The organism is Pseudoalteromonas sp. P1-11, from assembly GCF_001399995.1.
Taxonomy (GTDB): Bacteria; Pseudomonadota; Gammaproteobacteria; order Enterobacterales; family Alteromonadaceae; genus Pseudoalteromonas; species Pseudoalteromonas atlantica.
Genome location: NZ_LJSP01000006.1, coordinates 1 through 26,270, shown reverse-complemented (window position 1 = coordinate 26,270; position 26,270 = coordinate 1). Strand labels below are relative to the sequence as shown.

Annotated in this window: 22 protein-coding genes; 18 read left to right on the top strand and 4 right to left on the bottom strand. The window is 41.7% G+C overall.

Going from position 1 to position 26,270, the window contains the following annotated elements; translation table 11 throughout:
- The first annotated feature begins 34 nt into the window (after positions 1 to 34).
- From thrA to AN390_RS11730, 13 genes are all read left to right on the top strand, one after another.
- Positions 35 to 2,452 carry a bifunctional aspartate kinase/homoserine dehydrogenase I gene (thrA, locus tag AN390_RS11790; protein WP_055254712.1) on the top strand — a complete coding sequence of 806 codons (2,418 nt, stop codon included), beginning with the start codon at positions 35 to 37 and terminating at the stop codon, positions 2,450 to 2,452.
- Between the two features lie 9 nt (positions 2,453 to 2,461).
- The gene (thrB, locus tag AN390_RS11785) at positions 2,462 to 3,397 is read left to right on the top strand and encodes a homoserine kinase (RefSeq protein ID WP_055254711.1); all 936 of its coding nucleotides are present in this window, start codon (positions 2,462 to 2,464) and stop codon (positions 3,395 to 3,397) included.
- A gap of 11 nt (positions 3,398 to 3,408) precedes the next feature.
- Positions 3,409 to 4,692: a threonine synthase gene (gene thrC, locus AN390_RS11780; protein WP_029773772.1), complete on the top strand. Its 1,284-nt coding sequence runs from the start codon at positions 3,409 to 3,411 to the stop codon at positions 4,690 to 4,692.
- 270 nt (positions 4,693 to 4,962) lie between these two features.
- Positions 4,963 to 6,219, top strand: a complete 1,257-nt coding sequence (glyA, locus tag AN390_RS11775) for a serine hydroxymethyltransferase (RefSeq protein ID WP_055254709.1) — start codon at positions 4,963 to 4,965, stop codon at positions 6,217 to 6,219.
- Positions 6,220 to 6,547: 328 nt separating this feature from the next.
- The gene (nrdR, locus tag AN390_RS11770; RefSeq protein ID WP_004586861.1) at positions 6,548 to 6,997 is read left to right on the top strand and encodes a transcriptional regulator NrdR; all 450 of its coding nucleotides are present in this window, start codon (positions 6,548 to 6,550) and stop codon (positions 6,995 to 6,997) included.
- Positions 6,998 to 6,999: 2 nt separating this feature from the next.
- Positions 7,000 to 8,133, top strand: a complete 1,134-nt coding sequence (gene ribD / locus AN390_RS11765) for a bifunctional diaminohydroxyphosphoribosylaminopyrimidine deaminase/5-amino-6-(5-phosphoribosylamino)uracil reductase RibD (RefSeq protein ID WP_055254706.1) — start codon at positions 7,000 to 7,002, stop codon at positions 8,131 to 8,133.
- Between the two features lie 16 nt (positions 8,134 to 8,149).
- Positions 8,150 to 8,803, top strand: coding sequence for a riboflavin synthase (locus AN390_RS11760; RefSeq protein ID WP_054983490.1), 654 nt, complete (start codon positions 8,150 to 8,152; stop codon positions 8,801 to 8,803).
- Positions 8,804 to 8,832: 29 nt separating this feature from the next.
- The gene (gene ribBA / locus AN390_RS11755; RefSeq protein ID WP_055254705.1) at positions 8,833 to 9,945 is read left to right on the top strand and encodes a bifunctional 3,4-dihydroxy-2-butanone-4-phosphate synthase/GTP cyclohydrolase II; all 1,113 of its coding nucleotides are present in this window, start codon (positions 8,833 to 8,835) and stop codon (positions 9,943 to 9,945) included.
- 101 nt (positions 9,946 to 10,046) lie between these two features.
- A complete protein-coding gene (gene ribE / locus AN390_RS11750) occupies positions 10,047 to 10,511 on the top strand; it encodes a 6,7-dimethyl-8-ribityllumazine synthase (protein ID WP_004586865.1) in 465 nt (154 codons plus the stop codon).
- Positions 10,512 to 10,526: 15 nt separating this feature from the next.
- A complete protein-coding gene (nusB, locus tag AN390_RS11745; RefSeq protein WP_004586866.1) occupies positions 10,527 to 10,937 on the top strand; it encodes a transcription antitermination factor NusB in 411 nt (136 codons plus the stop codon).
- A 94-nt stretch (positions 10,938 to 11,031) separates the two neighbouring features.
- On the top strand, positions 11,032 to 12,006 hold the full coding sequence (gene thiL, locus AN390_RS11740; protein ID WP_055254703.1) for a thiamine-phosphate kinase: 975 nt from the start codon (positions 11,032 to 11,034) through the stop codon (positions 12,004 to 12,006).
- Complete coding sequence (locus AN390_RS11735; RefSeq protein WP_024031690.1) at positions 12,003 to 12,488, top strand: phosphatidylglycerophosphatase A; 486 nt, start codon at positions 12,003 to 12,005, stop codon at positions 12,486 to 12,488. The genes thiL and AN390_RS11735 overlap by 4 nt, the downstream gene beginning before the upstream one ends.
- 37 nt (positions 12,489 to 12,525) lie before the next feature.
- Positions 12,526 to 15,612 carry a ligand-binding sensor domain-containing diguanylate cyclase gene (locus tag AN390_RS11730; protein ID WP_029773767.1) on the top strand — a complete coding sequence of 1,029 codons (3,087 nt, stop codon included), beginning with the start codon at positions 12,526 to 12,528 and terminating at the stop codon, positions 15,610 to 15,612.
- 130 nt (positions 15,613 to 15,742) lie between these two features.
- On the opposite strand, the gene dxs is transcribed toward AN390_RS11730, so the two are convergent.
- The 3 genes from dxs to AN390_RS11715 form a co-directional block, all read right to left on the bottom strand.
- On the bottom strand, positions 15,743 to 17,605 hold the full coding sequence (gene dxs, locus AN390_RS11725; RefSeq protein WP_029773765.1) for a 1-deoxy-D-xylulose-5-phosphate synthase: 1,863 nt from the start codon (positions 17,603 to 17,605) through the stop codon (positions 15,743 to 15,745).
- A 102-nt stretch (positions 17,606 to 17,707) separates the two neighbouring features.
- Positions 17,708 to 18,595, bottom strand: coding sequence for a (2E,6E)-farnesyl diphosphate synthase (gene ispA / locus AN390_RS11720; RefSeq protein ID WP_055254701.1), 888 nt, complete (start codon positions 18,593 to 18,595; stop codon positions 17,708 to 17,710).
- 2 nt (positions 18,596 to 18,597) lie between these two features.
- The gene (locus AN390_RS11715) at positions 18,598 to 18,840 is read right to left on the bottom strand and encodes an exodeoxyribonuclease VII small subunit (RefSeq protein WP_004586873.1); all 243 of its coding nucleotides are present in this window, start codon (positions 18,838 to 18,840) and stop codon (positions 18,598 to 18,600) included.
- Positions 18,841 to 19,155: 315 nt separating this feature from the next.
- Between AN390_RS11715 and pomA the strand changes: the two genes are divergently transcribed.
- The 4 genes from pomA (at position 19,156) to AN390_RS11695 (ending at position 23,550) form a co-directional block, all read left to right on the top strand.
- The gene (gene pomA / locus AN390_RS11710; protein ID WP_004586874.1) at positions 19,156 to 19,923 is read left to right on the top strand and encodes a flagellar motor protein PomA; all 768 of its coding nucleotides are present in this window, start codon (positions 19,156 to 19,158) and stop codon (positions 19,921 to 19,923) included.
- A 2-nt stretch (positions 19,924 to 19,925) separates the two neighbouring features.
- Positions 19,926 to 20,846, top strand: a complete 921-nt coding sequence (locus tag AN390_RS11705; RefSeq protein ID WP_004586875.1) for a flagellar motor protein MotB — start codon at positions 19,926 to 19,928, stop codon at positions 20,844 to 20,846.
- Positions 20,847 to 21,057: 211 nt separating this feature from the next.
- Entirely contained in the window at positions 21,058 to 21,564 is a 507-nt protein-coding gene (locus tag AN390_RS11700; RefSeq protein ID WP_031289574.1) for a hypothetical protein, read from the top strand.
- A 45-nt stretch (positions 21,565 to 21,609) separates the two neighbouring features.
- Entirely contained in the window at positions 21,610 to 23,550 is a 1,941-nt protein-coding gene (locus AN390_RS11695; RefSeq protein ID WP_055254699.1) for a DNA topoisomerase III, read from the top strand.
- Between the two features lie 22 nt (positions 23,551 to 23,572).
- Here the strand turns inward: AN390_RS11695 and AN390_RS11690 are convergent, their stop codons facing one another.
- Positions 23,573 to 24,886: a M20 family metallopeptidase gene (locus AN390_RS11690; protein ID WP_029773761.1), complete on the bottom strand. Its 1,314-nt coding sequence runs from the start codon at positions 24,884 to 24,886 to the stop codon at positions 23,573 to 23,575.
- 94 nt (positions 24,887 to 24,980) lie between these two features.
- Here AN390_RS11690 and AN390_RS11685 point away from each other — a divergent pair, with 94 nt between their 5' ends.
- Positions 24,981 to 25,838: a tetratricopeptide repeat protein gene (locus AN390_RS11685; RefSeq protein ID WP_024031324.1), complete on the top strand. Its 858-nt coding sequence runs from the start codon at positions 24,981 to 24,983 to the stop codon at positions 25,836 to 25,838.
- The last annotated feature ends 432 nt before the right edge of the window (positions 25,839 to 26,270 follow it).

Here is a 26,270-nt window from a genome sequence, read left to right as displayed (position 1 = left end):
CTTTTTTCGTTTTATGGGATGAGGAACATAAATAATGCGCGTTTTAAAATTTGGAGGCTCTTCGCTTGCCGACTTTGCCTGTTTGCAACAAGTAGCTTTACTGGTAAAAGCACAGTTAAAAGATGAAATGTTACTGGTACTTTCTGCACCCGGAGGTATGACTGATTCATTAGTTGCGTTGGCAAGTGCCGCTGAGCAAGGTCAAGATTTTTCTCAGCAATGGCAAGCTTTGCTAAGCCGGTGCGAGACATTAAAAGCAGAAGTAGAAAAAAGCAGTGGCGAAGTAACAAACTGGCCAGATTTTAATGAGCTTAAAAATAAGCTAGATGGTGTGGCGCTTATTAAGTGTTGCCCAGATCAAATTCGTGCTTTTGTAATTAGTTTTGGTGAGCGTGTTAGCGTATCGCTAATGCAAAGTTTATTAAGCTCGCACAATGCACAATACCTTGAAGCAACGCGTTGTGTTGCCTCTACTGGTGGCTACATTGATGCTGAGGCCGACTTAGTAACGAGTAAAGCACGCTTTCAAGCAGTACTTAAAGAAAACCCAGCCACCATTTACATTATGCCAGGCTTTACAGCAAGCAACGAGCAAGGCGAACTTACTACACTTGGTCGTAATGGCTCTGATTACTCAGCAGCTATTGCAGCGGCATGTTTAGATGCTGAAATTTGCCAAATTTGGACTGACGTTGATGGTGTGTACAGTGCTGATCCGCGCTACATCAAAAAAGCAACTAAAGTTGATTTCTTATCTTATAAAGAAGCGATGGAGCTTTCTTACTTTGGCGCTAAAGTACTTCATCCTAAAACCATTTTACCGTGCGCGAAAGCGGGCGTACCGTGCGAAATTAAAAATACCCATAATCCAGATGCTCAGGGGTCATTAATTGGTAACGACTATTCATCTGATGAGCCAGTAAAAGCGCTTTCTAGCTTGCAAGATTTAGCAATGCTAACCGTGTCAGGCCCTGGCATGAAAGGTAAAGTGGGCATGGCCTCTAAGGTATTTAATGCCCTTGCGCACGATAACGTATCGATAGTATTAATTACTCAATCATCGTGTGAATTTAGCATTAGCTTTTGTGTGCACGAAAGCGATTTAGCGCTAGCACTAGAAGCCTTACAAAGTGCATTTGAACTTGAATTACAAGCAGGCTTAATTGAGCCGGTACAAGTACAACGTAATCTTGCCATTGTTACTTTAGTGGGCGATAACATGCGCGCACACAAAGGTTTAGCAGCACAGTTTTTTGCTTCTCTTGCACAGGCCCAAGTAAACATAGTAGCCATTGCGCAGGATTCTACAGAAAGTGCTATTTCGGCGGTTATTGATGGCGAGCTGTGTAACGATGCAGTAAAAATATGTCATGAAAACTTTTTTACCCACGTCCCTTCAATTGACGTATTTTTACTTGGCTGTGGCTTAGTAGGCCAAGAGCTTATTTCTCAGTTAGAGCGCCAGCAAGCGTGGCTTGAAAAACGTAATATTAAGTTAAACCTATATGGCGTTGCTAATTCTCGTCAATTGCATTTAGACAGCGAAGGTATTGCATTTGATGACTGGCAGCAAAAGCTTGCAGCATCAGAGCAAGCGTTTGATTTAAATTTAGTTGAGCAGTTTGTAAAACAAAATCACTTAGTAAACCCCGTGCTTGTAGATTGTACGTCTTCTGATGCGCTAGCAGCTCAGTATGTGGATTTTTTAAATGCGGGCTTCCATGTGGTTGCCGCTAATAAAAAAGCAACAACCAGCTCGTATGATTATTACCAAGACTTAATTGCAGCAACACAAAAAAATAACCGCAAGTTTTTATACGAAACAAACGTAGGTGCAGGCTTACCGGTAATCGATAACCTACAGTCGTTATTTGGTGCAGGTGATGAGTTACTTGAGTTTAGCGGTATTTTATCAGGCTCACTGTCGTACATGTTTGGTGCACTAGAAGATGGTTTATCACTTTCTGAGGCAACTATTAAAGCAAAAGAAAGCGGTTTTACAGAGCCAGACCCACGCGATGATTTATCGGGTACCGATGTAGCACGTAAATTACTTATTATTGCTCGCGAAGCCGGCATGAAATTAGAGCTTAGTGATATAGAAGTAGAGTCGGTATTGCCTCAAGGTTTTGCACAAGGCGACAGCGTAGATGAATTTATGGCTAAACTGCCAAGTTTAGATGCTGAGTTTAACGACCGTATTCAAAGTGCGGCAGCAGAGGGCAAGGTACTGCGTTATGTAGGTACAATTAAAGAAGGCCACTGTAAAGTAGGTATTGAAGCGGTCGATTCATCGCATGCATTAAATGTAATTCGTGATGGTGAAAACGCATTAGCTATTTTAAGCCAATATTATCAACCACGCCCGTTTGTAATTCGTGGTTATGGCGCTGGCTCTGCAGTAACCGCTGCAGGCGTATTTGCCGACGTATTAAAAACATTATCGCGCTAGGAGAGCATTATGATAGAAGTATATGCTCCGGCGTCTATAGGTAATTTTGCAGTGGGCTTTGATGCACTTGGGGCAGCGCTTGCACCTATTGATGGCAGCTTATTAGGTGATGTAGCCGTAGTAAGCGCCGCAGCAAGTGATGAGTTTGTTTGCTCTGGCGAATATGCGCATAAGTTACCAAGCGATGCGAGCGAAAACCTAGCATATCAATGTTTAGTGCATTTTAGAGCGCACGTTGCGCCAGATATGCCAAGTGTAAAATTAGAGCTTAAAAAGAATTTACCAATTGGCTCAGGGCTAGGTTCGAGTGCGTGCTCGGTGGTAGCAACTTTTGCTGCGCTTGATAAGTTTGCTCAAACCAATTTAAGCCAAGTTGAGCTGATTGAATTAATGGCTGATTTTGAAGCGATAGTCAGTGGCGGACGTCATTATGACAACATCACCCCGTGTTATTTAGGGGGCTTACAGCTTACAGGCGATTTAATTCCTGATAAGTCAATTGCTCTACCAGTTGATGAAAACTGGTACTACGTAGCGGCGTTTCCTGGGTTTTCGCTTAATACCGCAAAGGCGCGCTCGGTATTACCTAAAGAGCTAAGCATGCATGCAGGGGTTGAGTTTGCACAGCGTTTATCGGCATTTAGCAGTTTGTTATTAACGCAGCGTTTTGATGATGCACTGAGTATTATGCAAGACGATATAGCAGAGCCGTACCGAGCGCCGTTAATAACAGGGTTTAGCGAAGCGAAAGCAAATTTGCCAGCGCTTGGTGCAGAAATTGTCAGTATTTCAGGTGCAGGCCCTACGTTATTTACAGTGTGTAAAACATTAGAAGCTGCTGAAAAATGTGCGCAGTGGTTAGCGCAAAACTATATAAATGAGCAGGGCTTTTGCCACATTTGTAAATTAGATAACGACGGCACGCGTCAATTAAACGTTTTATAGGATAGGCATTTATGCAATTACATAATTTAAAAGAAAATTCTCAAAAAGTGTCGTTTGTTGAAGCGGTAAAAACAGGGCTTGGGCGTAATCAGGGGGTATTTTTCCCTGAAAGCTTAGCGCCACTCGCCGATGTAGATGCGTTATTAGATATGGATTTTGTTACCCGCAGTAGCAAAATTTTATCGCACCTTATTGGTGATGAATTACCCGCTGATACCGTTGCTCAAATGGTTAAAAATGCGTTTAACTTCCCCGTAAAATTGGTAGAGGTTGAAGACAATAACTATTGTTTAGAGCTTTTTCATGGCCCTACGCTTGCGTTTAAAGACTTTGGCGGGCGCTTTATGGCTGAGTGTTTAGCACAGTTTAATCAAGGCGAAAAAGTCACGATTTTAACGGCAACCTCTGGCGATACTGGCGCTGCTGTTGCACATGCGTTTTACAACAAGCCAAACATAGATGTGGTTATTCTATACCCTAAAGGCAAAATTTCGCTTGCTCAGCAAAAGCTATTTACTACGCTTGGTAACAACATTCATTGTTACGCGGTTGATGGCAGTTTTGATGATTGCCAAGAGCTGGTTAAAAAGTCATTTTTAGATGACGAAGTTAAATCTACACTTGGCCTTAATTCAGCTAACTCAATCAACATTAGCCGCCTAGTGGCACAAGTATGTTATTACTTTGAAGCCATTGCTCAGCTACCAAAAGAAAAGCGTGCTACAGCGCATATTTCAGTCCCTAGTGGTAACTTTGGTAATGTATGTGCCGCCATGATTGGTGCTGTAATTGGTTTGCCGGTGGGTAAACTAAGCGCGACTACAAATCAAAACGACACCGTGCCACGTTACATGCTTGATAAAAATTGGGCGCCAAATGCAACACTTGAGTCGCTTTCAAATGCGATGGATGTAAGCAAGCCAAATAACTGGCCACGTGTGCAAACAATGTTAGATAATAACTGGTTTAGCTACGATAATTTTTACTCAACCAGCGTGAGCGAAGAAAATACGCAAGCAGTGATGAAAAATATTCAACAAACTGGTTATGTTGCAGAGCCGCATACCGCCATTGCATACCAAGGTCTTGTAGAGAATAAAGCACCCGGCGCAGCAGGTATCTTTTTAGCAACTGCTCACCCTGCTAAGTTTAAAGAAAGCGTAGAAGAGATCCTAAATATTGAACTTGATATGCCAAAACCACTTAGCGACGCGCTTGCTAAACCTTGTTTAGCAAGCGACATTAACCCTGATTATGAAGCGTTACGCACTGAAATACTCGCTAAGTTAGGCTAACTAACTTAGCGTTAAAAAAGCGGCTTTGGCCGCTTTTTTTGTATTTTGAACGCGCTAAATAAAGTATTTATCATTAACTAATTAAATGTAAAAAATAAAAATCATTTAAATTATTAATGCATTTATAAAAAAATATCATCTTAAAAACGCTGTGAAATAGATTCAATCCCTGTTTAAATATCCTCAACTTAAGAGCGTAGGCAAAGAGTCGTTTAAAGCGTACAATAAAGCCTCTAAAAAACACCATACACGTTGCCCTAGGAGACCCCAATGTTAGAACGTAGCATGAATATTTCGGATTTTGATCCAGAGTTATTTGACGCGATAAACAAAGAAACAGCTCGCCAAGAAGAGCACATTGAATTAATCGCATCAGAAAACTACTGTAGCCCACGCGTACTAGAAGCACAGGGTTCACAGCTTACAAACAAATACGCAGAAGGTTACCCGGGCAAACGTTACTATGGCGGTTGTGAGCACGTAGACGTTGTTGAACAACTTGCAATTGATCGTGCTAACGAGCTATTTGGTTCTGACTACGCAAACGTTCAGCCACATGCGGGTTCTCAAGCAAATGCAGCTGTTTTCTTAGCATTATTAGAAGCGGGCGACACTGTCCTTGGTATGAGCTTAGCTCATGGTGGTCACTTAACGCACGGTTCACACGTAAGCTTCTCAGGTAAGCTATACAATGCAATCCAGTACGGGCTAGACGAAGCAACTGGCGAAATTGACTACACACAGGTAGAAGCGCTAGCACTTGAGCACAAACCAAAAATGATTATTGGTGGTTTTTCTGCGTACTCAGGTATTGTTGATTGGGCTAAATTCCGTGAGATTGCTGATAAAGTAGGTGCTTACTTATTTGTTGATATGGCTCACGTTGCCGGTTTAATTGCAGCGGGTGTTTACCCAAGCCCAGTACCTCATGCGCATGTTGTAACAACAACAACACACAAAACATTAGCAGGCCCTCGTGGTGGTTTAATTATTTCTGCTTGTGGCGACGAAGCAATTTACAAAAAGCTTAACAGCGCTGTGTTCCCAGGTGGCCAAGGTGGTCCTTTATGTCACATTATTGCTGCAAAAGCAGTGGCATTTAAAGAAGCTCTACAACCAGAATTTAAAACATACCAAGCACAAGTAGTTAAAAATGCTCAAGCTATGGTTGCTGTTATGCAAGAGCGCGGTTACAAAATCGTATCTGATAAAACAGAAAACCACTTATTCTTACTTGATTTAATCGATAAAGATATCACAGGTAAAGATGCCGACGCAGCGCTTGGCAATGCAAATATTACTGTGAACAAAAACTCTGTACCAAACGATCCTCGCTCACCGTTTGTTACTTCTGGTTTGCGTATTGGTTCACCTGCAATTACGCGTCGTGGCTTTAAAGAAGCTGAATCGAAAGAACTTGCTGGCTGGATTTGTGACGTATTAGACAACATCAACGATGAGTCAGTACAAGCGCAAGTTAAAGAAAAAGTTAAAGCAATTTGTGCAAAACTACCTGTATACGCTTAATTGCATAAGCAGCAGTAATTTAGATCACAACAAGGGGCCTGTTTACCTTTCGAGGTTTAATTTGCAGTAGTATGTTTGGTTTTTAGGCAAGGCAGAGTCTATGTAGTGTGGTTACTCCACACAAATGCCAAACATGCACTGCCCTCGGGTTCGCTCTTTGTTGCTCGGTTTTTACTTAGCCCACTAGGTTACAAACCTCGCACCGCGATCAAATCACCCCTAGATAGAACAAATTTAATCCTGAAAGGCCAACAGGCCCTATTTTTTTGCTAAGATAAAAGGCCGCTAAATAGCGGCCTTTTTTGTTTTAAAACGGAAGTACCGAGTTATGCATTGCCCATTTTGTACCGCAAAAGATACTAAAGTTATTGATTCTCGCCTAGTCGGCGGAGGCCACCAAGTTCGCCGTCGTCGTGAATGTAACGAGTGTCACGAGCGATTTACTACCTTTGAAGGCGCCGAGTTAGTCATGCCACGTGTAATTAAACAAGATGGCAGCCGAGAACCCTTTAATGAAGATAAGCTACTCAATGGCCTTAATCGTGCCCTAGAAAAACGCCCTGTTAGTACAGAGCAAGTGGATGAAGTGGTTAATATTATTAAATCGCAGTTGCGTGCTACCGGCGAGCGAGAAATATCAAGTCACCTAGTGGGTGAGTGCATAATGGAGGCGCTTAAAAAGCTGGATAAAGTAGCCTATGTGCGGTTTGCCTCTGTGTATCGCTCGTTTGAAGATATACGCGAATTTGGTGAAGAAATTGCCCGTTTAGGGGAGTAATAATGCAAAACCAAACAACCTTTACCGCGCAAGATGAAATGTACATGGCACGTGCCATCGAGCTTGCAAAAAAAGGGCGATTTACAACCACCCCCAATCCTAATGTAGGGTGTGTTTTAGTTAAAGATAACCACATAATTGGTGAAGGGTTTCATCAATTAGCTGGGCAGGGACATGCTGAGGTTAATGCCCTTGCTGTAGCAGGTGAAAACGCAAAAGGTGCGACTGCGTATGTTACGCTTGAACCGTGTAGCCATTACGGACGCACTCCGCCGTGTGCAGAGGGTTTAAAAGCCGCAGGTGTAGTAAAAGTTATTGCAGCTATGGTCGACACCAACCCACAAGTAGCAGGTAAAGGGCTTAAAATACTCAGCGATGCCGGTATTGAGGTTGCATTTGGGCTTTTAGAGCAGCAAGCGCGCGCACTTAATTTAGGTTTTTTTAAGCGTATGGAGCAGGGACTTCCGTATGTTACGTGTAAAATGGCGGCCAGCATTGATGGTAAAACCGCGCTTAAAAATGGCCAAAGTAAGTGGATCACCGGCAGCGCTGCGCGACAAGATGTACAATTACACCGAGCACAAAGCTGCGCTATTTTAACGGGCGCCGATACGGTTATTACCGATGATGCTAAGCTCAATGTGAGGTTAAGCGAGTTGCCACAGGCTTTGCCTACTGAATTACCCCTACGCCAACCGGTGCGTGTTATAATTGACTCACAAAATAGGCTTACACCAGAGCTGGCAGTATTTAATATTGAAAGTGAAATAATAATTTTTACTACCAAGGTTGATAAATCAACGCAGTGGCCGCATTTTGTAAGGCATATAGAAGTGCCACAGCAAAATAACAAAGTTAATTTAACGTCTGTTTTAGCGCACCTTGCTAAGCTGCAATTTAATCATGTTTATTTAGAAGCGGGTGCTACACTTGCCGGTAAAATGACAGAGCTTAATTTAATAGACGAATATATATTTTATTTAGCGCCTAAACTAATGGGGTGCGATGCAAAAAGCTTAGTTAATTTTGCACCGCTAACAGATATGCAAAACACCGTTAATTTGACGTTTAAAGAGTGTGTGAAAATAGGCGATGATTTACGTATAACCGCCACAAAACACATTCCAATCACTTAATTAAAAGAGTAGGGCTATGTTTACTGGAATAATTGAAGCCACAGGCAAAATTGCGCTATTACAAAAAAAACAAGGCGATTTAGCCATTCGCATTCAAAGCGCTAATCTTGATATGAGCGATGTAAAGCTTGGCGATAGCATTGCCACAAATGGCGTATGTTTAACGGTAGTTGATAAGCACATTGATGGCTTTAGTGCCGACTTATCAAACGAAACTATCAGCTTAACTGGGTTTGCAAATTATAATATTGGCCAAACAGTTAACCTTGAAAAAGCCATGCAGCCGGTTTCACGTTTAGGCGGGCATTTAGTGTCAGGTCATGTTGATGGCATTGCAACCATTACAGCCATTACTAGTAATGCGCGCGCCACAGAATATTGGCTAAGCACCGATGAAAACTTAATGAAGTACATTCCTTACAAAGGGTCTGTATGTATAGATGGTATAAGCCTGACAGTAAACGCTGTACAAGGTAATACATTTAAATTAACCATAGTGCCGCACACAAGCGAGCAAACCACCATTGCTGATTTTAAAGTGGGCACACGCGTTAATTTAGAAGTCGACCAAATTGCACGTTATTTAGAGCGCCTTATTAAAGGGGCTGAGCAGCCGACTGGCTCAGATATTTCAATGAGCTTACTAGCTAAAGCTGGTTTTGTTAAATAACGACACTGATAACTTACATGAGCAAATTTATGAATTTACACAGCGCACAAGAAATCATCGACGACATTAAAGCCGGTAAAATGGTTATTTTAATGGATGACGAAGACAGAGAAAACGAAGGTGATTTAATCATTGCAGCAGAGCACATTAGCGCCGAAGCAATTAACTTTATGGCCACTCATGGCCGTGGCTTAATTTGTTTAACTATGACGCAAGAGCGATGTGAGCAGCTTGATTTACCGTTAATGGTTAAAAACAATGGCGCAGCGTTTTCTACTAACTTTACTATGTCGATTGAAGCTGCCAAAGGCGTAACAACAGGTATATCAGCAGCCGATAGAGCGCGTACAGTTCAAGCGGCAATTGCAAAAGGCGCCGTACCAAGTGATATCGTACAGCCTGGGCATATTTTTCCTATTATGGCACAACCAGGTGGCGTGTTAACGCGCGCAGGCCATACCGAAGCTGGGTGTGATTTAGCACGTTTAGCCGGCCTTGAAGCCTCATCAGTTATTGTAGAAATTCTCAATGCCGATGGCACTATGGCGCGCCGCCCTGATTTAGAAGTATTTGCTAAAGAGCATGGTATTAAAATTGGCACAATTGCAGATTTAATTGAGTACCGAAACCTTAACGAAACCACCATAGAGCAAGTGGCTAAGTGTAAATTACCCACTGAGCACGGTGAGTTTGATTTAGTAACCTACAAAGATACGATTGACGGCCAACTGCACTACGTATTGTTAAAAGGCGAAATTAAAGAGCAAGAACCAACGCTTGTGCGCGTGCACTTACAAAGCACCTTTAACGACATTTTACTTTCAGACAGAAGTGCGGACCGTAGTTGGGGGCTTTCTGATGCAATGGCTTACATTGCAGAAAATAACGGTGCACTGGTTATTTTAGGTAAACAAGAAAGCACCGAAGAGCTAGAGGCCACAGTAAAAGCATTTGCTGCTGCCGATGCTGGCGAAAATGTTACGCCGCGTAAATTTAAAGGTACATCACGTACTGTTGGTGTGGGCTCGCAAATACTGGCTGATTTAGGTATTAAGCAAATGCGCTTAATGAGTCGCCCTAAAAAGTACCATGCACTTTCGGGCTTTCATTTAGAAGTGGTTGATTACGTTGAGCCACAATAAGGGCTCAGCTTTTAACTAGTCTATTTTTTTATTTTTATGGTATGATGCGCAGCAATTTTTGCGCAATCGCAACCGCTTGAACATATTTTTAGGGTTATCAAATGAAAATTATTGAAGGTAATAAGTACGCTCCAGGCAAAAAATTCGCTATTGTTATTTCTCGTTTTAACGATTTTATTGGTAGCAGCCTACTAGAAGGTGCTGTTGATGAGCTAAAGCGTACTGGTGGCGTAGCCGATGATGACATTACCGTTGTGTATGTACCCGGTGCAGTAGAGTTACCTTTAGCGGCAAAACGCATTGCGGCAAAAAAAGAGTATGATGCAATCATCGCATTAGGCGTAGTGATCAGAGGTGGTACACCACACTTTGACCTCGTTGCTGGCGAATCTAACAAAGGCCTTGCAAATGTATCGCTTGAGTATGATATCCCGGTTGCATTTGGCGTATTAACCACAGAAAGCATTGAACAAGCAATTGAACGCGCTGGTACCAAAATGGGTAACAAAGGCGGCGAAGCGGCATTAGGCGCGCTTGAAATGGTTAATGTGTTAGATAAAATTTAAGTTTAAGGAATTTTTGTGAAACCAGCAGCAAGACGTAAAGCACGTATCTTAGCACTTCAAGCCGTTTATTCTTGGCAATTAAGTGGCAATTTAATTGCCGATATCGAACAACAAATGTTGATCGAAAACGACGTGACTAAAATTGATGTTGAATACTTTAAAGATTTAGCGCGTGGCGTTGCCGTTAATTATAAGCAACTAGATGAAGCTGTATCTCCGCATTTAACACGTCCATTTGATGATTTAGATATGGTAGAGCGTGCAATTTTACGTTTAAGCGCGTATGAGCTTAAATTCCGTGAAGATGTGCCATACAAAGTAGCAATCAATGAAGGCATTGAGCTTGCTAAAATATTTGGCGCTGAAGACAGCCATAAATTTGTAAACGGTGTACTTGATAAAGCTGTTAAGCATTTACGCAAGTAATACTAACCTTGCTAAAGCGCTCTGCTAAAGAGCTTAGCTTTAACAGTTAGTACACGTTAAAAAGGAGAGCCGGCATAGGTCGGCTTTTTTGTGTATGAAGGAATTTGAATTAATAAACCGCTACTTTAAAGGTCGTGGTATAACTCGTCGTGATGTAAGCCTAGGAATAGGGGACGACTGTGCATTAGTTACCGTTCCGCAAAACTGCCAACTTGCAGTAACAACTGATACGCTTGTATCGGGTGTTCATTTTTTTGATGACATTTCTCCCCGAGCATTAGGACACCGAGCACTGGCCGTCAATCTAAGTGATTTAGCAGCCATGGGGGCTGAGCCTACTTGGGTGTCGGTGGCATTAACCCTACCAAATATTAACCAGCAGTGGATTGAAGAATTTACTGAGGGAATGCACGAAATTGCTGAGTACTTTAATGTACAAATAATTGGTGGCGATACTACGCAGGGCCCTTTAACAGTTACTATATGCGCTAAAGGCACTGTGCCAGAGGGCAAAGCTTTACGCCGTGCAGGTGCTAAAGTGGGCGACTGGGTATGTGTAACCGGCACGCTAGGTGATGCCGGCTTGGCTATTGAATCTCGCAAGCGTGGCCTAAGTATTGAGCCTGAGCACTTAAAGTACATAAATAGCCGCTTTGATTACCCCACTCCACGGGTGGCTGCAGGGCAAGTATTACGTGGCCTTGCTTCATCAGCTATTGATGTGTCTGATGGCCTTATGGCGGATTTAACCCACATACTTGATATGTCACAAGTCAGCGCCAGTATCAATATTGAAAACATCCCAACCTCAGACGCTATGCGTTCAAGCCTGAGCTTTGAGGCGCAATTGCCGTATATTTTAGGCTATGGCGATGACTACGAATTACTTTTTACTGTCTCTGAAGATAATAAAAGCATGTTGGAGCTTAAATTACGTCAATACGGCGTAGAAGCAACGTGCATAGGGCAAATAAAAAGTGGCGAAGGGCACATTGAGCTTTTACACCACGGTGAAAAATTTAATTTTGAGCAACAGGGCTTTGAGCACTTTGCCAAGGAGCAGGTTTGACTAGCAAAAAACAGTTTAATTTAAAGCGCCCGCACCAGTTATTTGGCTTAGGGTTTGGCACTGGCCTTGCGCCTGTTGCGCCAGGCACCTTTGGTACATTTGCTGCTTTACCATTTATTTTTATGACCATGTATTTTCCGCTTTGGCTACAAATCGTGTTTGCCGTGGTTATTAGTATTTTTGGTATTTGGGCGTGTGGCAAAACCGCCGATGATTTAGGTGTGCACGACCACCCAGCTATAGTGTGGGATGAAGTTGCGGGTTATTACATCACGATGATTGGCGCAGCGCTTAGTTGGCAAACCTTACTTGTAGGCTTTTTATTATTTAGATTTTTTGATATTGCCAAACCAGGCCCGATCAAAACGCTCGATAAGCGAATGGACGGTGGCGTGGGTATAATGGCAGATGATGTACTTGCCGGTATTTTTTCACTTATTTGTTTGCAAGCGTTAATAAAAGCAGGTTTACTACCCTTTTAATTTTTGTGTTTTATTTGTTTAACTAGGTGGCAGCGAAATGATGCGATTTTTACTGGTATGTGTACTTATGTTGTGTGCCATGCCAAGTTGGGCTTCTATTACTGATTACGTTGTTAAGCAATGGAATATCAAAGATGGCTTGCCCTCGCAATCGCTAAAAAGTGTTGTGCAAGATCAGCAAGGCTATATGTGGGTCGGAACGCAATTTGGCCTTAGTCGCTTTGACGGCACAACGTTCACTAATTACAACACACAAAATAGTCCTTTTTTGCCAAGCAATGGTATTAATAAACTGCTCATAGATAGTAATGGCTATCTGTGGGTGGGCACTAAAAGTGGCTTGGTGGTCATAAACCCGCAAACGCTTGCCGCACAAGAATTTAATATTAAAGGCCCAGTTAGAGACATATTAGAAGATGCCAAGGGCAGCATTTGGATTGCAGCTAATGGGCTTTATTATGTAGACCGCAACCAAGTTGATTTACGTGATAAAGCGAACGAACTCGTTCCTATTGTAAATGCTACTGTGATCACCCAAATAGTGGGGTCGGTTAGTCAAATGGCGCTTTCTCCAGAGGGGATTTGGCTTGTCAACGACCGTCATTTACTACGCTTAACTAAAAGCGCCTCTGATTTTTCAAAACTCAGGTTGGAGTTAACAGCTAAGGTGTCATTGCCTGAGCGGTTAGCACAAACCATTGTTCATGATCTGTCTTTTTTAAATGGTAATTTATATTTAGCCTCTGAACTGGGTGCCTACTTTTTAGATTTAGACGATGAACTAAGACCTTTCCCGCTTCCGAATGCGAATAACTCAGCTGTGTATAAATTTATGAGCGACACCAATGGTGGCTTATGGGTTTCTACGTATGGACGACTGCTTTTTAGAGCTAAGTCGGGTGAGTGGCAATGGGTTGAGCCAAGTCAGCTAGATCAAAGTATTTGGTTTGCCGATATTTACCGCGATAGCCAAAATAATATTTGGCTTGCAAGTTTTAGCGAAGGCTTATGGCTTGCACACGAAGGGCGTATAGAACGCCACTCTGCTTTATCGCAAATGACAGAGGCCGTTATGGCAATCAGCCAAGCGCCCGATGGTAATTTATGGGTGGCAAATAAAAGTGGTATTGGGTATTTCGATTTAAATAAAAACTTTGTCAATAAAATACCCAGTGCGCAATTTGGCCGTGCAACAGTACACGACTTACAGTTTGATGGGTCGCGTTTATATATAGCGACCGGACGAGGGCTGTTTTTTTACGAGCAAGATAAACTATACAGTTTTCCTGGCAGAGCGCTGCGCGACAATCCGGTATTCGCTATTAGCCCATCAAGCAAAGGTGGTTTTTGGATAGGTACAGGGCGTGGCTTGTATAGGCTAAGTTATGGCGGGTTAACACCCTTTGCATACAATGCCTTTTTAGGCAGTAAATTTATAACGTATGTGCTCGATAAAGCAAACTTTGGTGTAATAGGGACCAGTAAAGGGGCGTATTACTTTACTGACCGTGGCATTGAAAAAATAGGTGACCAAACTTCGCTCGAAAGTGCATACATCACCAGCGTATTACATATAGATGGTGTAGGTATTTTAATTGGCTCGCTTAATGACGGCTTATTTTACAGAAGTTTACAAGGGCATTGGCGACAGTTAGATGCAGCCAACGGCTTACCCTATGGCTCTATTTTTAGCCTAGAGTATGACGAAACCTATAAGCGTGTATGGGTAAGTACCATGAAAGGTGTTTACCGTATGCCAGTAGCGCAATTTAAATCAGAGGTGTCGAGCTTAAAAGTGGAAGAGGTTATTTCTTCTTTTGATAGGCAGCTCGATGGTAAAGCAAGCCAGTGTTGTAACGGTTTAGGACACGATGCCGTTGCCATGACCGATTATTCAATTTGGTACCCAAGCTTACAAGGCATTGTAGAAATACCTAAAAATACCGAGCTATTTGGCCTAAATGTATTAAAGCCTAAAGTAGAAACACTGACCACACCACTGCGCGCGTTAACTACCGCAGCATTGGGCGAAAAGCCTTTACTAGATACTGATGAGCGCGACATAACGTTAAAGTACACCGCTATCGATTATTATGCGCCAAATAGTATTGAATTTAGATATAAGTTAAGTGGGTTAGATAGTGATTGGCGCTATGCTAATGCACGCCGAGAAGCCATTTATACAAATTTACCGGCGGGGTCATTTTTATTTGAGCTTGAGGCAAAACGCCAAGGCGAAGATTGGGACAGAGCGCAAACTGTCGAGTATGCATTTGTAGTACCGCAGCGCTTTGACGAAACTATTTACTTTAGATTGCTAATTGTTAGTGGGTTTATTTTACTGTTTTACTTTATTTTTTGGGTATTTAGAGCGCAAGAGCGCCGTAAGCAAGAAGTACTCGAAGCCCTGGTTACAGAGCGCACATTAGAGCTGCGCCAAGCTAACGATAAATTAGGCCAAGTAAACTCACAGCTTAAACTAGTTAGTCACTCAGATGAGCTTACAGGGCTACGTAGCCGCCGCTTTTTGTTTGATCAGCTCCCTAAAGATATTGAGCACTTCCAACGTAATGCACAGTCTTTACAAGCACAAGGTAAGTCACTTGTACTGCTTATTATCAACTTTGATAACTTTAGCCGTATAAACGATGCGTATGGCCCAATAGCAGGGGATAGCTGTTTACAACAAATGGCAGCATTACTTAATTCGCGTACCCAAGGCTCTGACTATGTAGCACGCTGGAGTGGGGATGAGTTTTTATTATTGCTGCGCGATTTTAAGTGCAACATGATTGACAGCTATGCCTCTGATTTATGCCAAGCAATCGCATTAAATTCGTTTCAATTACCAAACGGTAAAACAACCAATATTACGGCTTCATTGGGGTGGTCTTTTTACCCACTGCCGCTTTTAGGTGGGCAAGTAATAAGCTGGGAAACGTCGATAAACTTAGCCGATATAGCGCTTCATCAGGTTAAAAAACGTGGTGGTGACGGTGTGGCAAATATTACGTTTGATAAACAGTTGGATGCGTTTGAGTTTGAGCAAAATTCGAATGTAGATCAGCAGCTGGGTATTTTACAAAGTAATGGCTTAGCAGATATTAAAGTGTGGATGCGATAAAGTTAAATCGATACCTTTTATATGCGTGTTGGCTATTGATAGTTAAACCTAACGTATGAAGTAATGAGAAAGCTAAGCTGTAAAAGGCTTAGGTAAAAAAAGGAGCTTAAAAGCTCCTTTTTTTATTTAATTAAGCGATAAACGATTTTATTGAATTTAAAATGCCTTGTTCGCCTAAACCCATTTCATCGTGCATTTGCGCTTGTGTGCCGTGCTTAATAAATTCATCAGGAATACCTAAGTTAAGCACTTTTAGGTTGGCTTTTTGCGCTGCTAAATATTCATTAACCGCCGAGCCTGCGCCACCACAAATAGCGTTGTCTTCAAGCGTTACTATTACATCATGAGTTTGGCTAAGCTCATCTAATAAACTTGTATCAAGTGGCTTAATAAAGCGCATATTAACTAGCGTTGCCCCTAGCTCATTTGCAGCAAGTTGCGCGTTTTCAAGCAAAGTACCAAAGGATAAAATAGCAATTTTAGCGCCTTGCTTAATGGTATTGGCTTTGCCTATTTCTAGTAGCGTCATTTCGCTTTGAATATCGGCAGTACCGGCACTACCACGAGGGTAGCGAACTGCTACAGGGCAATTAGCCTTATAACCGGTATAAAGCATATGGCGGCACTCGTTAGTATCACTTGGGGCCATAATAACCATGTTTGGAATACAGCGCATAAAGCTTAAGTCGTACGCACCTTGGTGTGTTTCGCCGTCGGCGCCTACAATACCAGCGCGGTCTATAGCAAAAAGCACAGGTAAGTTTTGCAGTGCAACATCATGGATAAGTTGATCATACGCACGTTGTAAAAAGCTCGAGTAAATAGCTACAACGGGTTTTAACCCTTCACAGGCAAAACCGGCGGCCAATGTGACAGCGTGCTGCTCTGCTATGGCTACATCGAAATACTGCTCTGGGTGCTCTTTTGAAAAACGCACCATACCTGAGCCTTCACGCATTGCCGGGGTAATAGCCATTAATTTTTTATCTTGCTCGGCCATATCACACAACCAATCACCAAACACCTTAGAGAAAGTGGCGGCGCCAGGTTTAGATTTAGGTAAGCTTGATGTATTAGGGTCAAACTTTGGCACACCGTGATAGCCAATAGGATCAGCTTCTGCGGGTTTATAGCCTTTTCCTTTTTGAGTTTTTATATGTAAAAGCTGAGGCCCTTTTAAATTACGCATATTACGCAGTGTATCTACGAGCATATTTACATCGTGCCCATCAATTGGGCCAATGTAATTAAGACCTAGTTCTTCAAAAAAGGTACCTGGAATAACCATTCCTTTTAGGTGCTCTTCTACTTTACTGGCAAGCTCTTTAACAGGAGGCACGCCAGAGAGTAACTTTTTACTGCCTTCGCGAATATTTGTGTAAAAGCTGCCAGATAAAATACGCGCAAAGTGATTAGTTAACGCACCGACGTTTTCAGAAATCGACATTTCGTTATCATTTAAAATGATTAACATGTCAGATTTTACATCGCCTAAGTGGTTCATAGCTTCAAATGCCATACCTGCTGTAATGGCGCCATCGCCTATAACGGCAACAGTTTTGCGCCCTTTGCCTTCTTTTTGAGCCGCAATAGACATACCAAGTGCTGCCGAAATAGAGGTGCTTGAATGGCCTACGCTAAAGGTATCGTATTGGCTTTCTTCACGAAAAGGAAATGGATGTAATCCGTCTTTTTGGCGAATTGTATGCATTAAATCGCGTCGTCCCGTTAAAATTTTATGCGGGTACGCTTGATGGCCTACATCCCATACAAGGCGATCTTCTGGTGTGTTATACACATAATGTAGAGCAACGGTAAGCTCAACAGTTCCTAAACCAGACGCTAAATGGCCGCTACTTTGCGAAACAGAGTTGAGTAAATAGTCTCGTAACTCGTTGCTAAACGCAGGGAGTTTATCTTGCGCTATATCGCGTAAGTGGGCTGGTTCGTCAACCAAGTTAAGTAATGGATACTTGCTACTATCAAGTGTCATGGTATTTATTTTATCCTTCGCTAACACCGGTGCTAACTTATTAGTTGTTACCGCTGTTGAGTAATAATGTCAGTGCTAAATGGCAATACGTATATGTAACACTCAATGGTCACGTTTAATCAGGTAGTTTGCCAGCGCCGCTAGAACAGAGGTATCAGCATCTATTTTGTTTAATGCTTGATGCGCTTGCTCTATTAAATTTTGCGCCATTTGCTTGGCGCCTTGCATACCTAATAGGGCCGGATAAGTTGCTTTATTAGCAGCTAAATCAGAGCCTTGTGGCTTACCTAAAGTAAATGTGTCACCTTCAACATCTAAAATGTCGTCGTGCACTTGAAATGCCAGCCCTATAGCATACCCAAAAACACGTAAGTTTTCTAAGGTTTGTTTGTCTGCTTTTTCGCTACATAATGCACCTAATGTAATGGCACAGTTGATTAAGGCACCCGTTTTTAATCTATGAATTCGTTCAAGCTGTTGTACTGTAATCACTTTATCTGTGGCGGCAATATCTAGCCCTTGCCCGCCGACCATGCCTTCAAGCCCCGATGCTTTAGCCAGTGCGCTGATCATTTTTACTTGTGTTGATGCGCTGCAGGTAAAATTGTGAGTCGAGATAAGCTCAAAGGCCAATGTTTGTAGTGCATCGCCTGCTAAAATTGCATGCGCATCGTCAAACTCTATATGGCAAGTTGGGCGTCCACGGCGAAGGTCGTCATCATCCATGGCTGGTAAATCATCGTGCACCAACGAGTAGCTATGAATACACTCAATAGCAGCAGCAAGAATATCTAAATCTTGCTTATTAGCTCCGAGCATTTCACCACTTGCGTAGACTAAAAAGGGGCGTAAACGCTTGCCACCGTTAAATAAGCCGTACTGCGTAGCTTCTTTTACTGTGTGTGCGGTATCAAGGGGTTGATCAAAGTACTGTTGCAGGGTCTTTACGACATCTTGTTGAGCACATTCTATTTTTTCTTGTATGCTCACGGTTATTCCATATCGTTGTTAAATGAAGTAAGCGCTGCTTTTTCGTCATTACCCATCAAAATAGACACTTTTTGTTCTGCTTGTTGTAACTTACCCGTTGAGGCGTTAGCTAAGGCTATACCACGCTCAAATTGCTTTAACGACTGCTCAAGCGATAAATCACCTTGTTCCATTTCACCGACAATGGTTGATAGTTCTTCGAGTGCTTGTTCAAAACTTAGGTTTTCAGGTTTTTTAGTCGCCATGTTTAATTTCAGCCAGCATGATAAATTTAGGAGCCAATTTTAGGGGGAATGCTAAACTAGGTCAAAGGATGATCGTTGTTTTTTGAGTTATATCAGTTTAAATCGTATTTTTACCATGTATAAGATGCGTATTAGTGCTCACTGTGTACAATAAAATTAATCAGTCGCTAGGCGAGTAGGGTATCTTGATCTAAAATTAGGCCAAACACAGTGTTTTACACTTTTTTCAAAAATGGCTTAAGTATTTCAGTATCTTGCCGATAAGCAGTTAATAATAAAAGTTTGAATAACAAAGTATAATACTTTGGAGGAAATGTGGATTTAGCAACCATAATTGGGATCCTTGGCGCAATTGGTTTAATTGTCATGTCCATGTTTATGAGTAGTAGCGGTGAAATGGGGATGTTTGCCGACGCGCCTTCTAGTGTAATTGTATTTGGTGGCTCACTATTTATTGTGTTATCAAACTTTACCTTGTCGCAGTTTTTGGGCATAGGTAAGGTTGTTGGTAAAGCATTTATGTTTAAAATCGAATCGCCAGAAGAGCTGATTGAAAAAGCAGTTGAACTTGCTGACTCAGCCCGTAAAGGGGGGTTTTTAGCCCTCGAAGAAGCCGAAATACCAAACCCTTTTATGCGCAAAGGTGTAGATATGCTCGTTGATGGCCACGATGCTGATGTAGTTCGTGCCACGCTTCAAAAAGATATTTCTTTAACCACAACTCGTCATGAACTGGGCGCCGGTTTATTTAAGTCACTTGCCGATATAGCCCCTGCAATGGGTATGATAGGAACGTTAATAGGCTTAGTTGCTATGTTATCTAACATGGATGACCCTAAAGCCATTGGCCCCGCAATGGCGGTGGCATTATTAACTACTTTATATGGTGCATTTTTAGCAAATGTAGTGGCTATTCCTATTCAGGTAAAACTTGAGCTTCGTAAAGACGAAGAAGCCATGAATCAGCGTCTAATACTGGATGCTATTTTAGGTATTCAAGATGGTCAAAACCCGAAAGTAATTGAAGGTATATTGAAAAACTACCTTGCTGAGTCTAAGCGCAAAGTAGATACCGAGGAGTAACCATGTCTGATCAAGAGTGCAAATGCCCACCCCCAGGTTTGCCTGCTTGGATGGGAACATTTGCCGACTTAATGTCGCTTTTAATGTGCTTTTTTGTACTTTTGCTCGCGTTTTCAGAAATGGATGTACTTAAATTTAAGCAAATAGCAGGCTCGATGAAGTTTGCATTTGGTGTGCAAAACAAAATAGAAGTAAAAGATATCCCTAAAGGGACCTCGGTTATTGCTATGGAATTTACCCCTGGTAAGCCTGAACCTACCCCGATAGAAACCATTCAGCAACAAACCGTTGAAATGACCCAGCAAATGTTAGAATTTCAAGCGGGTGATGAAAGCTCTGCTGGTGGTAGACAAGAGCAACGTGGCGATAAACGTGGTGGCGAGTCACGTAGTACATCGCAGCAGCAATCTTCAGAACAAGCAACTTCAGCCGCCGATCAAGAACAAACTAACGAGTTAGTGAAAAAAATAGCGCAACAGCTCGAAAAACAAATTATCGATGGTGCAATCGAGCTTGAATCTTTAGGGCAGCAAATCATTATTCGTATCCGTGAAAATGGCTCATTTCCCTCTGGCAGTGCTTTTTTACAACCTAAGTTTAAGCCCATAATTCAAGATATTGGTGAGTTATTAAAAGATGTACCTGGAGAAATTACGGTATCGGGTCACACCGATGATTTTCAGGTTTCTAACGAGTTATATATTAATAACTGGGACTTATCGTCAAAGCGTGCTGTAGCAGTCGCAAGCGAATTACAAACGGTACAAGGGTTTGATAAAAACCGCATGATGGTAGTAGGGCGTGCTGATACTCGTCCACTTGTTCCGAATGATTCAAACGAAGATAGACGTAGAAATCGCCGAGTAGAAATATCAATCTTACAAGGTAAAGCTAAAGAGTCAGACCCTATTGATGTACGCTAGGCGAGTAGCGGGCGCTAATTTCTCTAATTAAGTTTCTTTTTGAGGTACTTAATCACCTAAGTATCTTGGCAAGCTCATTATTTTAGCTTAAAGTACATTTCCTTAACATATGTAATGGATGCGCTGTGAAAGTTATAATTAAATATTGTGATATGCCAGGTAATGGTGATGGTACCGACGACGATACAAAAGAAAAATAAGGTAAAACATTTTGCCTGATTGGTTTTTGTATTTCGTTAGTATTTTAAGTAAAAGCTGGGTCTTTATGCTAAGCCCGGCTCTTTTTATATTTTTTATATTCAAAGATTACTTAGCCTTTAGATTTGCATTACTGACCGTCGCTTTTTTCTTCTTTGGGGGGATAACAGCCTCTAGCTTGAGAGAGTTTGACGATATTTATATCTATCGTTATTTAGTATGGGCGGCTACCGATATTATATGGATGGCGTTAATAGCTTATTGGGGAATAAAAGATAAAGTTTATTTATGGCAATGCGTTATTGGTCAGTTAGTGGTTATTGGCGCACCTATATTACAATTATTCAGATTAGTTGACCGTCACCTTTGGGATTTAGCGTACAGCACCATTATTTACAAAACGTTAATGCCCTTTATCAACATTGGCACCGTCATAGTGTGTTATTTACCTTTAATTATGCTTTTCGCTAAAAAAAGTAATTCCCCCTCAAAAATAGAAAGCGCTCCACCTTCTAAATAGGTGTGCTAAACTACTGTTCATATAAACAGTTAATGAGCAACTCCCATGAAACTCTATATCGCAGAAAAGCCATCACTTGGCAGAGCTATTGCTGATGCATTGCCAAAACCACATAAAAAACACGATGGTTATATAGAAGTGGCTAATGGTGACTGTGTCTCGTGGTGTATAGGGCACTTGCTAGAGCAAGCTGAACCTGATGATTATGATGCGCGTTTTAAAAAGTGGCAATTTGAACACCTCCCCATAGTGCCACAGCAATGGCAGCTCAAGGCAAAAACGAAAACGCGTAAACAATTAACTATTTTAAAAAAGCTAATTAAGCAGGCATCAGTACTCGTGCATGCGGGCGATCCCGATCGCGAAGGCCAATTGTTGGTTGATGAAGTCATAGAGCAAGCCAAAATAAGTAAAACCAAAAAGCAAGGCATTCAGCGTTTACTTATAAGTGATTTAAATTTAGCGGCGGTAAAAAAAGCGCTTACGACTATGCGTTCAAATCGTGAATTTATTCCGCTTAGTGTGTCGGCGCTTGCGCGTTCACGTGCAGATTGGCTATTTGGTATGAACCTTACGCGTGCTTATACGCTGGCGGGGCAAAAAGCAGGCTTTGGCAATGTGTTGTCGGTGGGTCGCGTACAAACCCCAATTTTAGGTTTAGTGGTTAACCGGGATAACGAAATAGCTAACTTTGTGTCAAAACCATTTTATGAAGTGTTGGCGCATTTAATAACCCCTGAGCAGCAAAGCTTTGTGGCCAAGTGGGTACCAAGCAAAGCCTGCGAGCCGTACCAAGATGAAGAGGGCCGCGTTTTAAATAATGCATTAGCCGAAAACGTCGCCTCGCGAATAGCGAATCAACCAGGCGAGGTTACAGCACTTGAACAAAAACAAAAAAAACAAAGCGCGCCGCTGCCTTATAATTTATCGGCACTGCAAATAGATGCTGCAAAGGCATTTGGTATGGCAGCTCAGCAAGTACTCGATATTTGCCAAACGCTCTATGAGCGTCATAAGTTAATTACTTACCCTCGTTCTGATAATCGTTATTTGCCTAAAGAGCATCATTTAGATGCGCCTGCAATTTTAAAAGCAATTGCAGCTAATGGCGGTCAAAATACTGAGTTTGTGAATGGGGCAGACGCTAAAAAACGCAGCAAATGTTTTAACGATGCAAAAGTGGCTGCGCACCATGCAATTGTACCTACCACCAAACAACTAAAAACAGCGACTTTGGCGGCTGATGAAGCAAAAGTATATCAACTTATTAGTAGGCATTATTTAATTCAGTTTTACCCCGATTATATTTATAACGAAACTAAAGTAGAGGTAACAATTGCGGGAGGTTTATTTAAAGCCAATGCAAAGCAAGATGTAAGCCTAGGATTTAAGGTATTAATGGGCAAAGCCGAGCTAAAAGATGAAGCAACCTTGCCTCATTTAACAAAAGGCATGGCGCTTAACTGCACTAAAGGTGAAGTGGTAGAAAAACACACTACGCCACCGTCTCATTTTACTGATGCAACATTGCTAAGTGCCATGACCGGCATTAGTCGTTATGTAAAAGATTCACAAATTAAAAAAATACTCAAAGAGACCGATGGGTTAGGAACAGAGGCAACCCGCGCAGGCATTATTGAATTATTATTTAGGCGTCGTTTTTTAAAGCGCGAAGGTAAATCAATTAAAGCAACACAAACAGGCTTGGCACTTATTAGTGTTTTACCAGAGGGCTTAGCTAGCCCCGATTTGACCGCTAAATGGGAGGCGAGTTTAGGCAACATTGCTCAACAAGCAATGAGCTACCAACAATTTTTACAACCACTGCTGGTGGAGCTTGAAGGTTTTGTACAGCAAGCAGCTAGTTGTGATAGCCATGTATTTTCAAAGCTACCTAAAACACCGACTAAAAAGCGTTTTGCTAAGGGTGGTAAAAAAGCAGCATTTAAAAAATCAAATTATAAAAAGAGCTCAGCAACCACTTAATCGCTGAGCTCACCAATACGGCTTATTTTTTATTAAATAACGCGACTGCAGCGTTACTCATGGCTTTTATACCGGTCGGTAATGCTACTTTATAATCTGGCGCAAATTTACTTGAGTGTAATGAAGGAAGTGTTTGGTTACTTTTCATCGCATTAGTATATTGCTGCTGGTTTACTCCACCTAACCAAAATAACGTAATAGGAATGTTTTCATCAGTTCTACCGTACAGTCCAAAATCTTCACCAGCCATAACCGCTTTTGTCTCAAGTACATTAGTTTCGCCAATTGCATCAGCAATAGCACTCCTAACAATGTTAGTTTGCTGAGGGTTATTGTAAGTAGATGGAATAGATTCATCTTCATGAACGTGAACAACAGGGTAGTGTGACTCAGTGAGGCCAGCACTTTGAGCAATACCCGCTGTAATACGTTTTATTGCTGCTATTTGCGCCGTCCGTACCTCTGGGTTGTAGCTTCTAAGCGTAAGCTGTAGTTTTACTTCATCGGAAATCACATTATGCTTTGAGCCACCATGAATAGATCCCACAGTCACAACAGAAGGCTCAAGTGGAGAAAGCTCGCGGCTTGTAATTGTTTGTAATGCTAATACCGTACGCGCCGCAATAACTACAGGGTCTACGGTAGTGTGCGGGTAGGCGCCGTGTCCGCCTTTACCTTTTATAGTTATATCTACCGAATCAACACTTGCCATGGTGTATTCATTTTTCATTGATACCTTACCCGCAGGCACGCTGGCACTAACATGCAGCGCAATAACATGATCAGGCTTAGCATATTTACTAAATAAGCCTTCACTTAACATGGCTTTTGCTCCACCGCCAACTTCTTCTGCAGGTTGAGCAACCATCATTAACGTTCCTTGCCACTTATCTTTATGGGCAATAAGTTGCTCAGCAGTACCAATAAACGAGCTCATATGTATATCGTGGCCACAACCATGCATTACACCTACTTTATTCCCATGCTCATTGGTCACTTGTACTATAGATGCATAAGGTTTACCGGTTTGCTCTGTGATTGGTAGGCCATCGGTATCAGTACGAATCATTATTGTAGGGCCGGTGCCATTTTTATAAATTCCTACCACACCGTAGCCGCCCACATTATCTGTTACGTCAAACCCAAGGTTTGTTAATTGCGATGCTATTTTTTGGCCAGTTTCTTGTTCGTGATATGAAAGCTCTGGAGATTGATGTAAGTCGAGGTAAAACTTTTCAATAGCTGGCATACTCTTAGTTAAATCTAAGTTTAGTGACTTAGCGTAAGTAAGTGGGCTTGCTATCATAAATGCTGCAGCTAGATAGGTGATTTTCATGTTTTCCCTCATTATTTGAAAGTATTTAATACTTGTATTTATTATGTTCGTCTCCATATAAAAACCTAAATAAATGAATATGGCAATTAATTCAATGAGCAACATAGTTAGTATCAACGCACAAAACCTTCAGCAAGTACTCGGTGAAACATCACAACAAAAGTTGGTGCTGCTTAACTTCCACTCGCCACAAAGTCCTGAGTGTATTAGCCAAATCGGTATATTAGAAAATTTAGCTACGCAATATAAAGATCATATTGTAGTGGCTAATCTTGATTGTGACGCAGAACAAGCACTCGCCTCGCAATTAGCGCAGCAGGTTGGCTTGCAAACATTACCTACACTTGTGTTGTTAAAAGATTCAGCTCCAGTAGATTTATTAGCGGGTGCACAAACAGACGCGCAAATTCGCGAAGCCCTGAGTAAGCATTTACCAGCGCAGCAGGACCTACTTCTTGAACAAGCAAAACAAGCATTATTAAAGTCGGACCTAAATGCTGCATTTAATTACGCAAAGCAAGCGTATGAAATAGACAGTGCAAACGCACGTATAAAGCTTGTATTAGCCGATATATGCATTCAAATACACAAGTTAGATGATGCGCAAGCACTCATTGATACCATTGACGCCCAAGAGCAAGATGCTTATTTTCATAATATAAAAGCTAAATGCGAAGCGGCTCTAGAAGCTACCGACTCGCCAGAGATAAAAGAAAAGCAATCTCAAGTAGAAAAGTACCCAAATGACTTAGACCTGAAAATAGAGCTAAGCCAATTGCTAAATGATGCAGGACGAAAAGAAGAGGCACTCGAAACACTCTTCAGCGTACTTAAAAAGGATCTTAACTTTAATGACGCTAAAGCAAGCTTTTTAGCAATTATCGCTTCTCTACCAGACGGAGATGCACTTGCAGCAAAATACAGAAGAAAGCTTTATAGTATTTTGTATTAATACGCGCAGTTAATAAATTAACTTAAAAGCACCTTATAGGTGCTTTTTGCGTTTTATACATCGTTATATTTAAAACAAACTGGCTTTTGTGTATAGATTTAGTTTGCTTTTTCTACTGCTTTTGGCTCTTTAGAGTGAAAAATGTACGAAAGAGCTTTTATTTATAGTTTTTATTAAAAAACGCTTGCGTAAAAAACCGTTCTCCCTATAATGCGACCCCACTGAGACGGCAGACAGCAACGCTTAGCGAGGCAAACAAACCACTTAGTGAGTCGAGTAAAACTTAGTTTTAAAAACTTTCAAGTTTAACAAAGTTAAGTGTTGACAAAAAAATAGGAAAGCGTAAGATGCGCAGCCCTAGCGAGATAAAGTTTAACGCTTTAATCGCAACGTTCTTTAACAATATAAAGCAATCATCTGTGTGGGCACTCG

Coding starts and splice junctions, on each gene's coding strand:
- thrA (WP_055254712.1), top strand. CDS start 35: ATGCGCGTTTTAAAATTTGGAGGCTCTTCGCTTGCCGACTTTGCCTGT.
- thrB (WP_055254711.1), top strand. CDS start 2,462: ATGATAGAAGTATATGCTCCGGCGTCTATAGGTAATTTTGCAGTGGGC.
- thrC (WP_029773772.1), top strand. CDS start 3,409: ATGCAATTACATAATTTAAAAGAAAATTCTCAAAAAGTGTCGTTTGTT.
- glyA (WP_055254709.1), top strand. CDS start 4,963: ATGTTAGAACGTAGCATGAATATTTCGGATTTTGATCCAGAGTTATTT.
- nrdR (WP_004586861.1), top strand. CDS start 6,548: ATGCATTGCCCATTTTGTACCGCAAAAGATACTAAAGTTATTGATTCT.
- ribD (WP_055254706.1), top strand. CDS start 7,000: ATGCAAAACCAAACAACCTTTACCGCGCAAGATGAAATGTACATGGCA.
- AN390_RS11760 (WP_054983490.1), top strand. CDS start 8,150: ATGTTTACTGGAATAATTGAAGCCACAGGCAAAATTGCGCTATTACAA.
- ribBA (WP_055254705.1), top strand. CDS start 8,833: ATGAATTTACACAGCGCACAAGAAATCATCGACGACATTAAAGCCGGT.
- ribE (WP_004586865.1), top strand. CDS start 10,047: ATGAAAATTATTGAAGGTAATAAGTACGCTCCAGGCAAAAAATTCGCT.
- thiL (WP_055254703.1), top strand. CDS start 11,032: ATGAAGGAATTTGAATTAATAAACCGCTACTTTAAAGGTCGTGGTATA.
- AN390_RS11730 (WP_029773767.1), top strand. CDS start 12,526: ATGATGCGATTTTTACTGGTATGTGTACTTATGTTGTGTGCCATGCCA.
- dxs (WP_029773765.1), bottom strand. CDS start 17,605: ATGACACTTGATAGTAGCAAGTATCCATTACTTAACTTGGTTGACGAA.
- AN390_RS11715 (WP_004586873.1), bottom strand. CDS start 18,840: ATGGCGACTAAAAAACCTGAAAACCTAAGTTTTGAACAAGCACTCGAA.
- AN390_RS11705 (WP_004586875.1), top strand. CDS start 19,926: ATGTCTGATCAAGAGTGCAAATGCCCACCCCCAGGTTTGCCTGCTTGG.
- AN390_RS11695 (WP_055254699.1), top strand. CDS start 21,610: ATGAAACTCTATATCGCAGAAAAGCCATCACTTGGCAGAGCTATTGCT.
- AN390_RS11690 (WP_029773761.1), bottom strand. CDS start 24,886: ATGAAAATCACCTATCTAGCTGCAGCATTTATGATAGCAAGCCCACTT.
- AN390_RS11685 (WP_024031324.1), top strand. CDS start 24,981: ATGAGCAACATAGTTAGTATCAACGCACAAAACCTTCAGCAAGTACTC.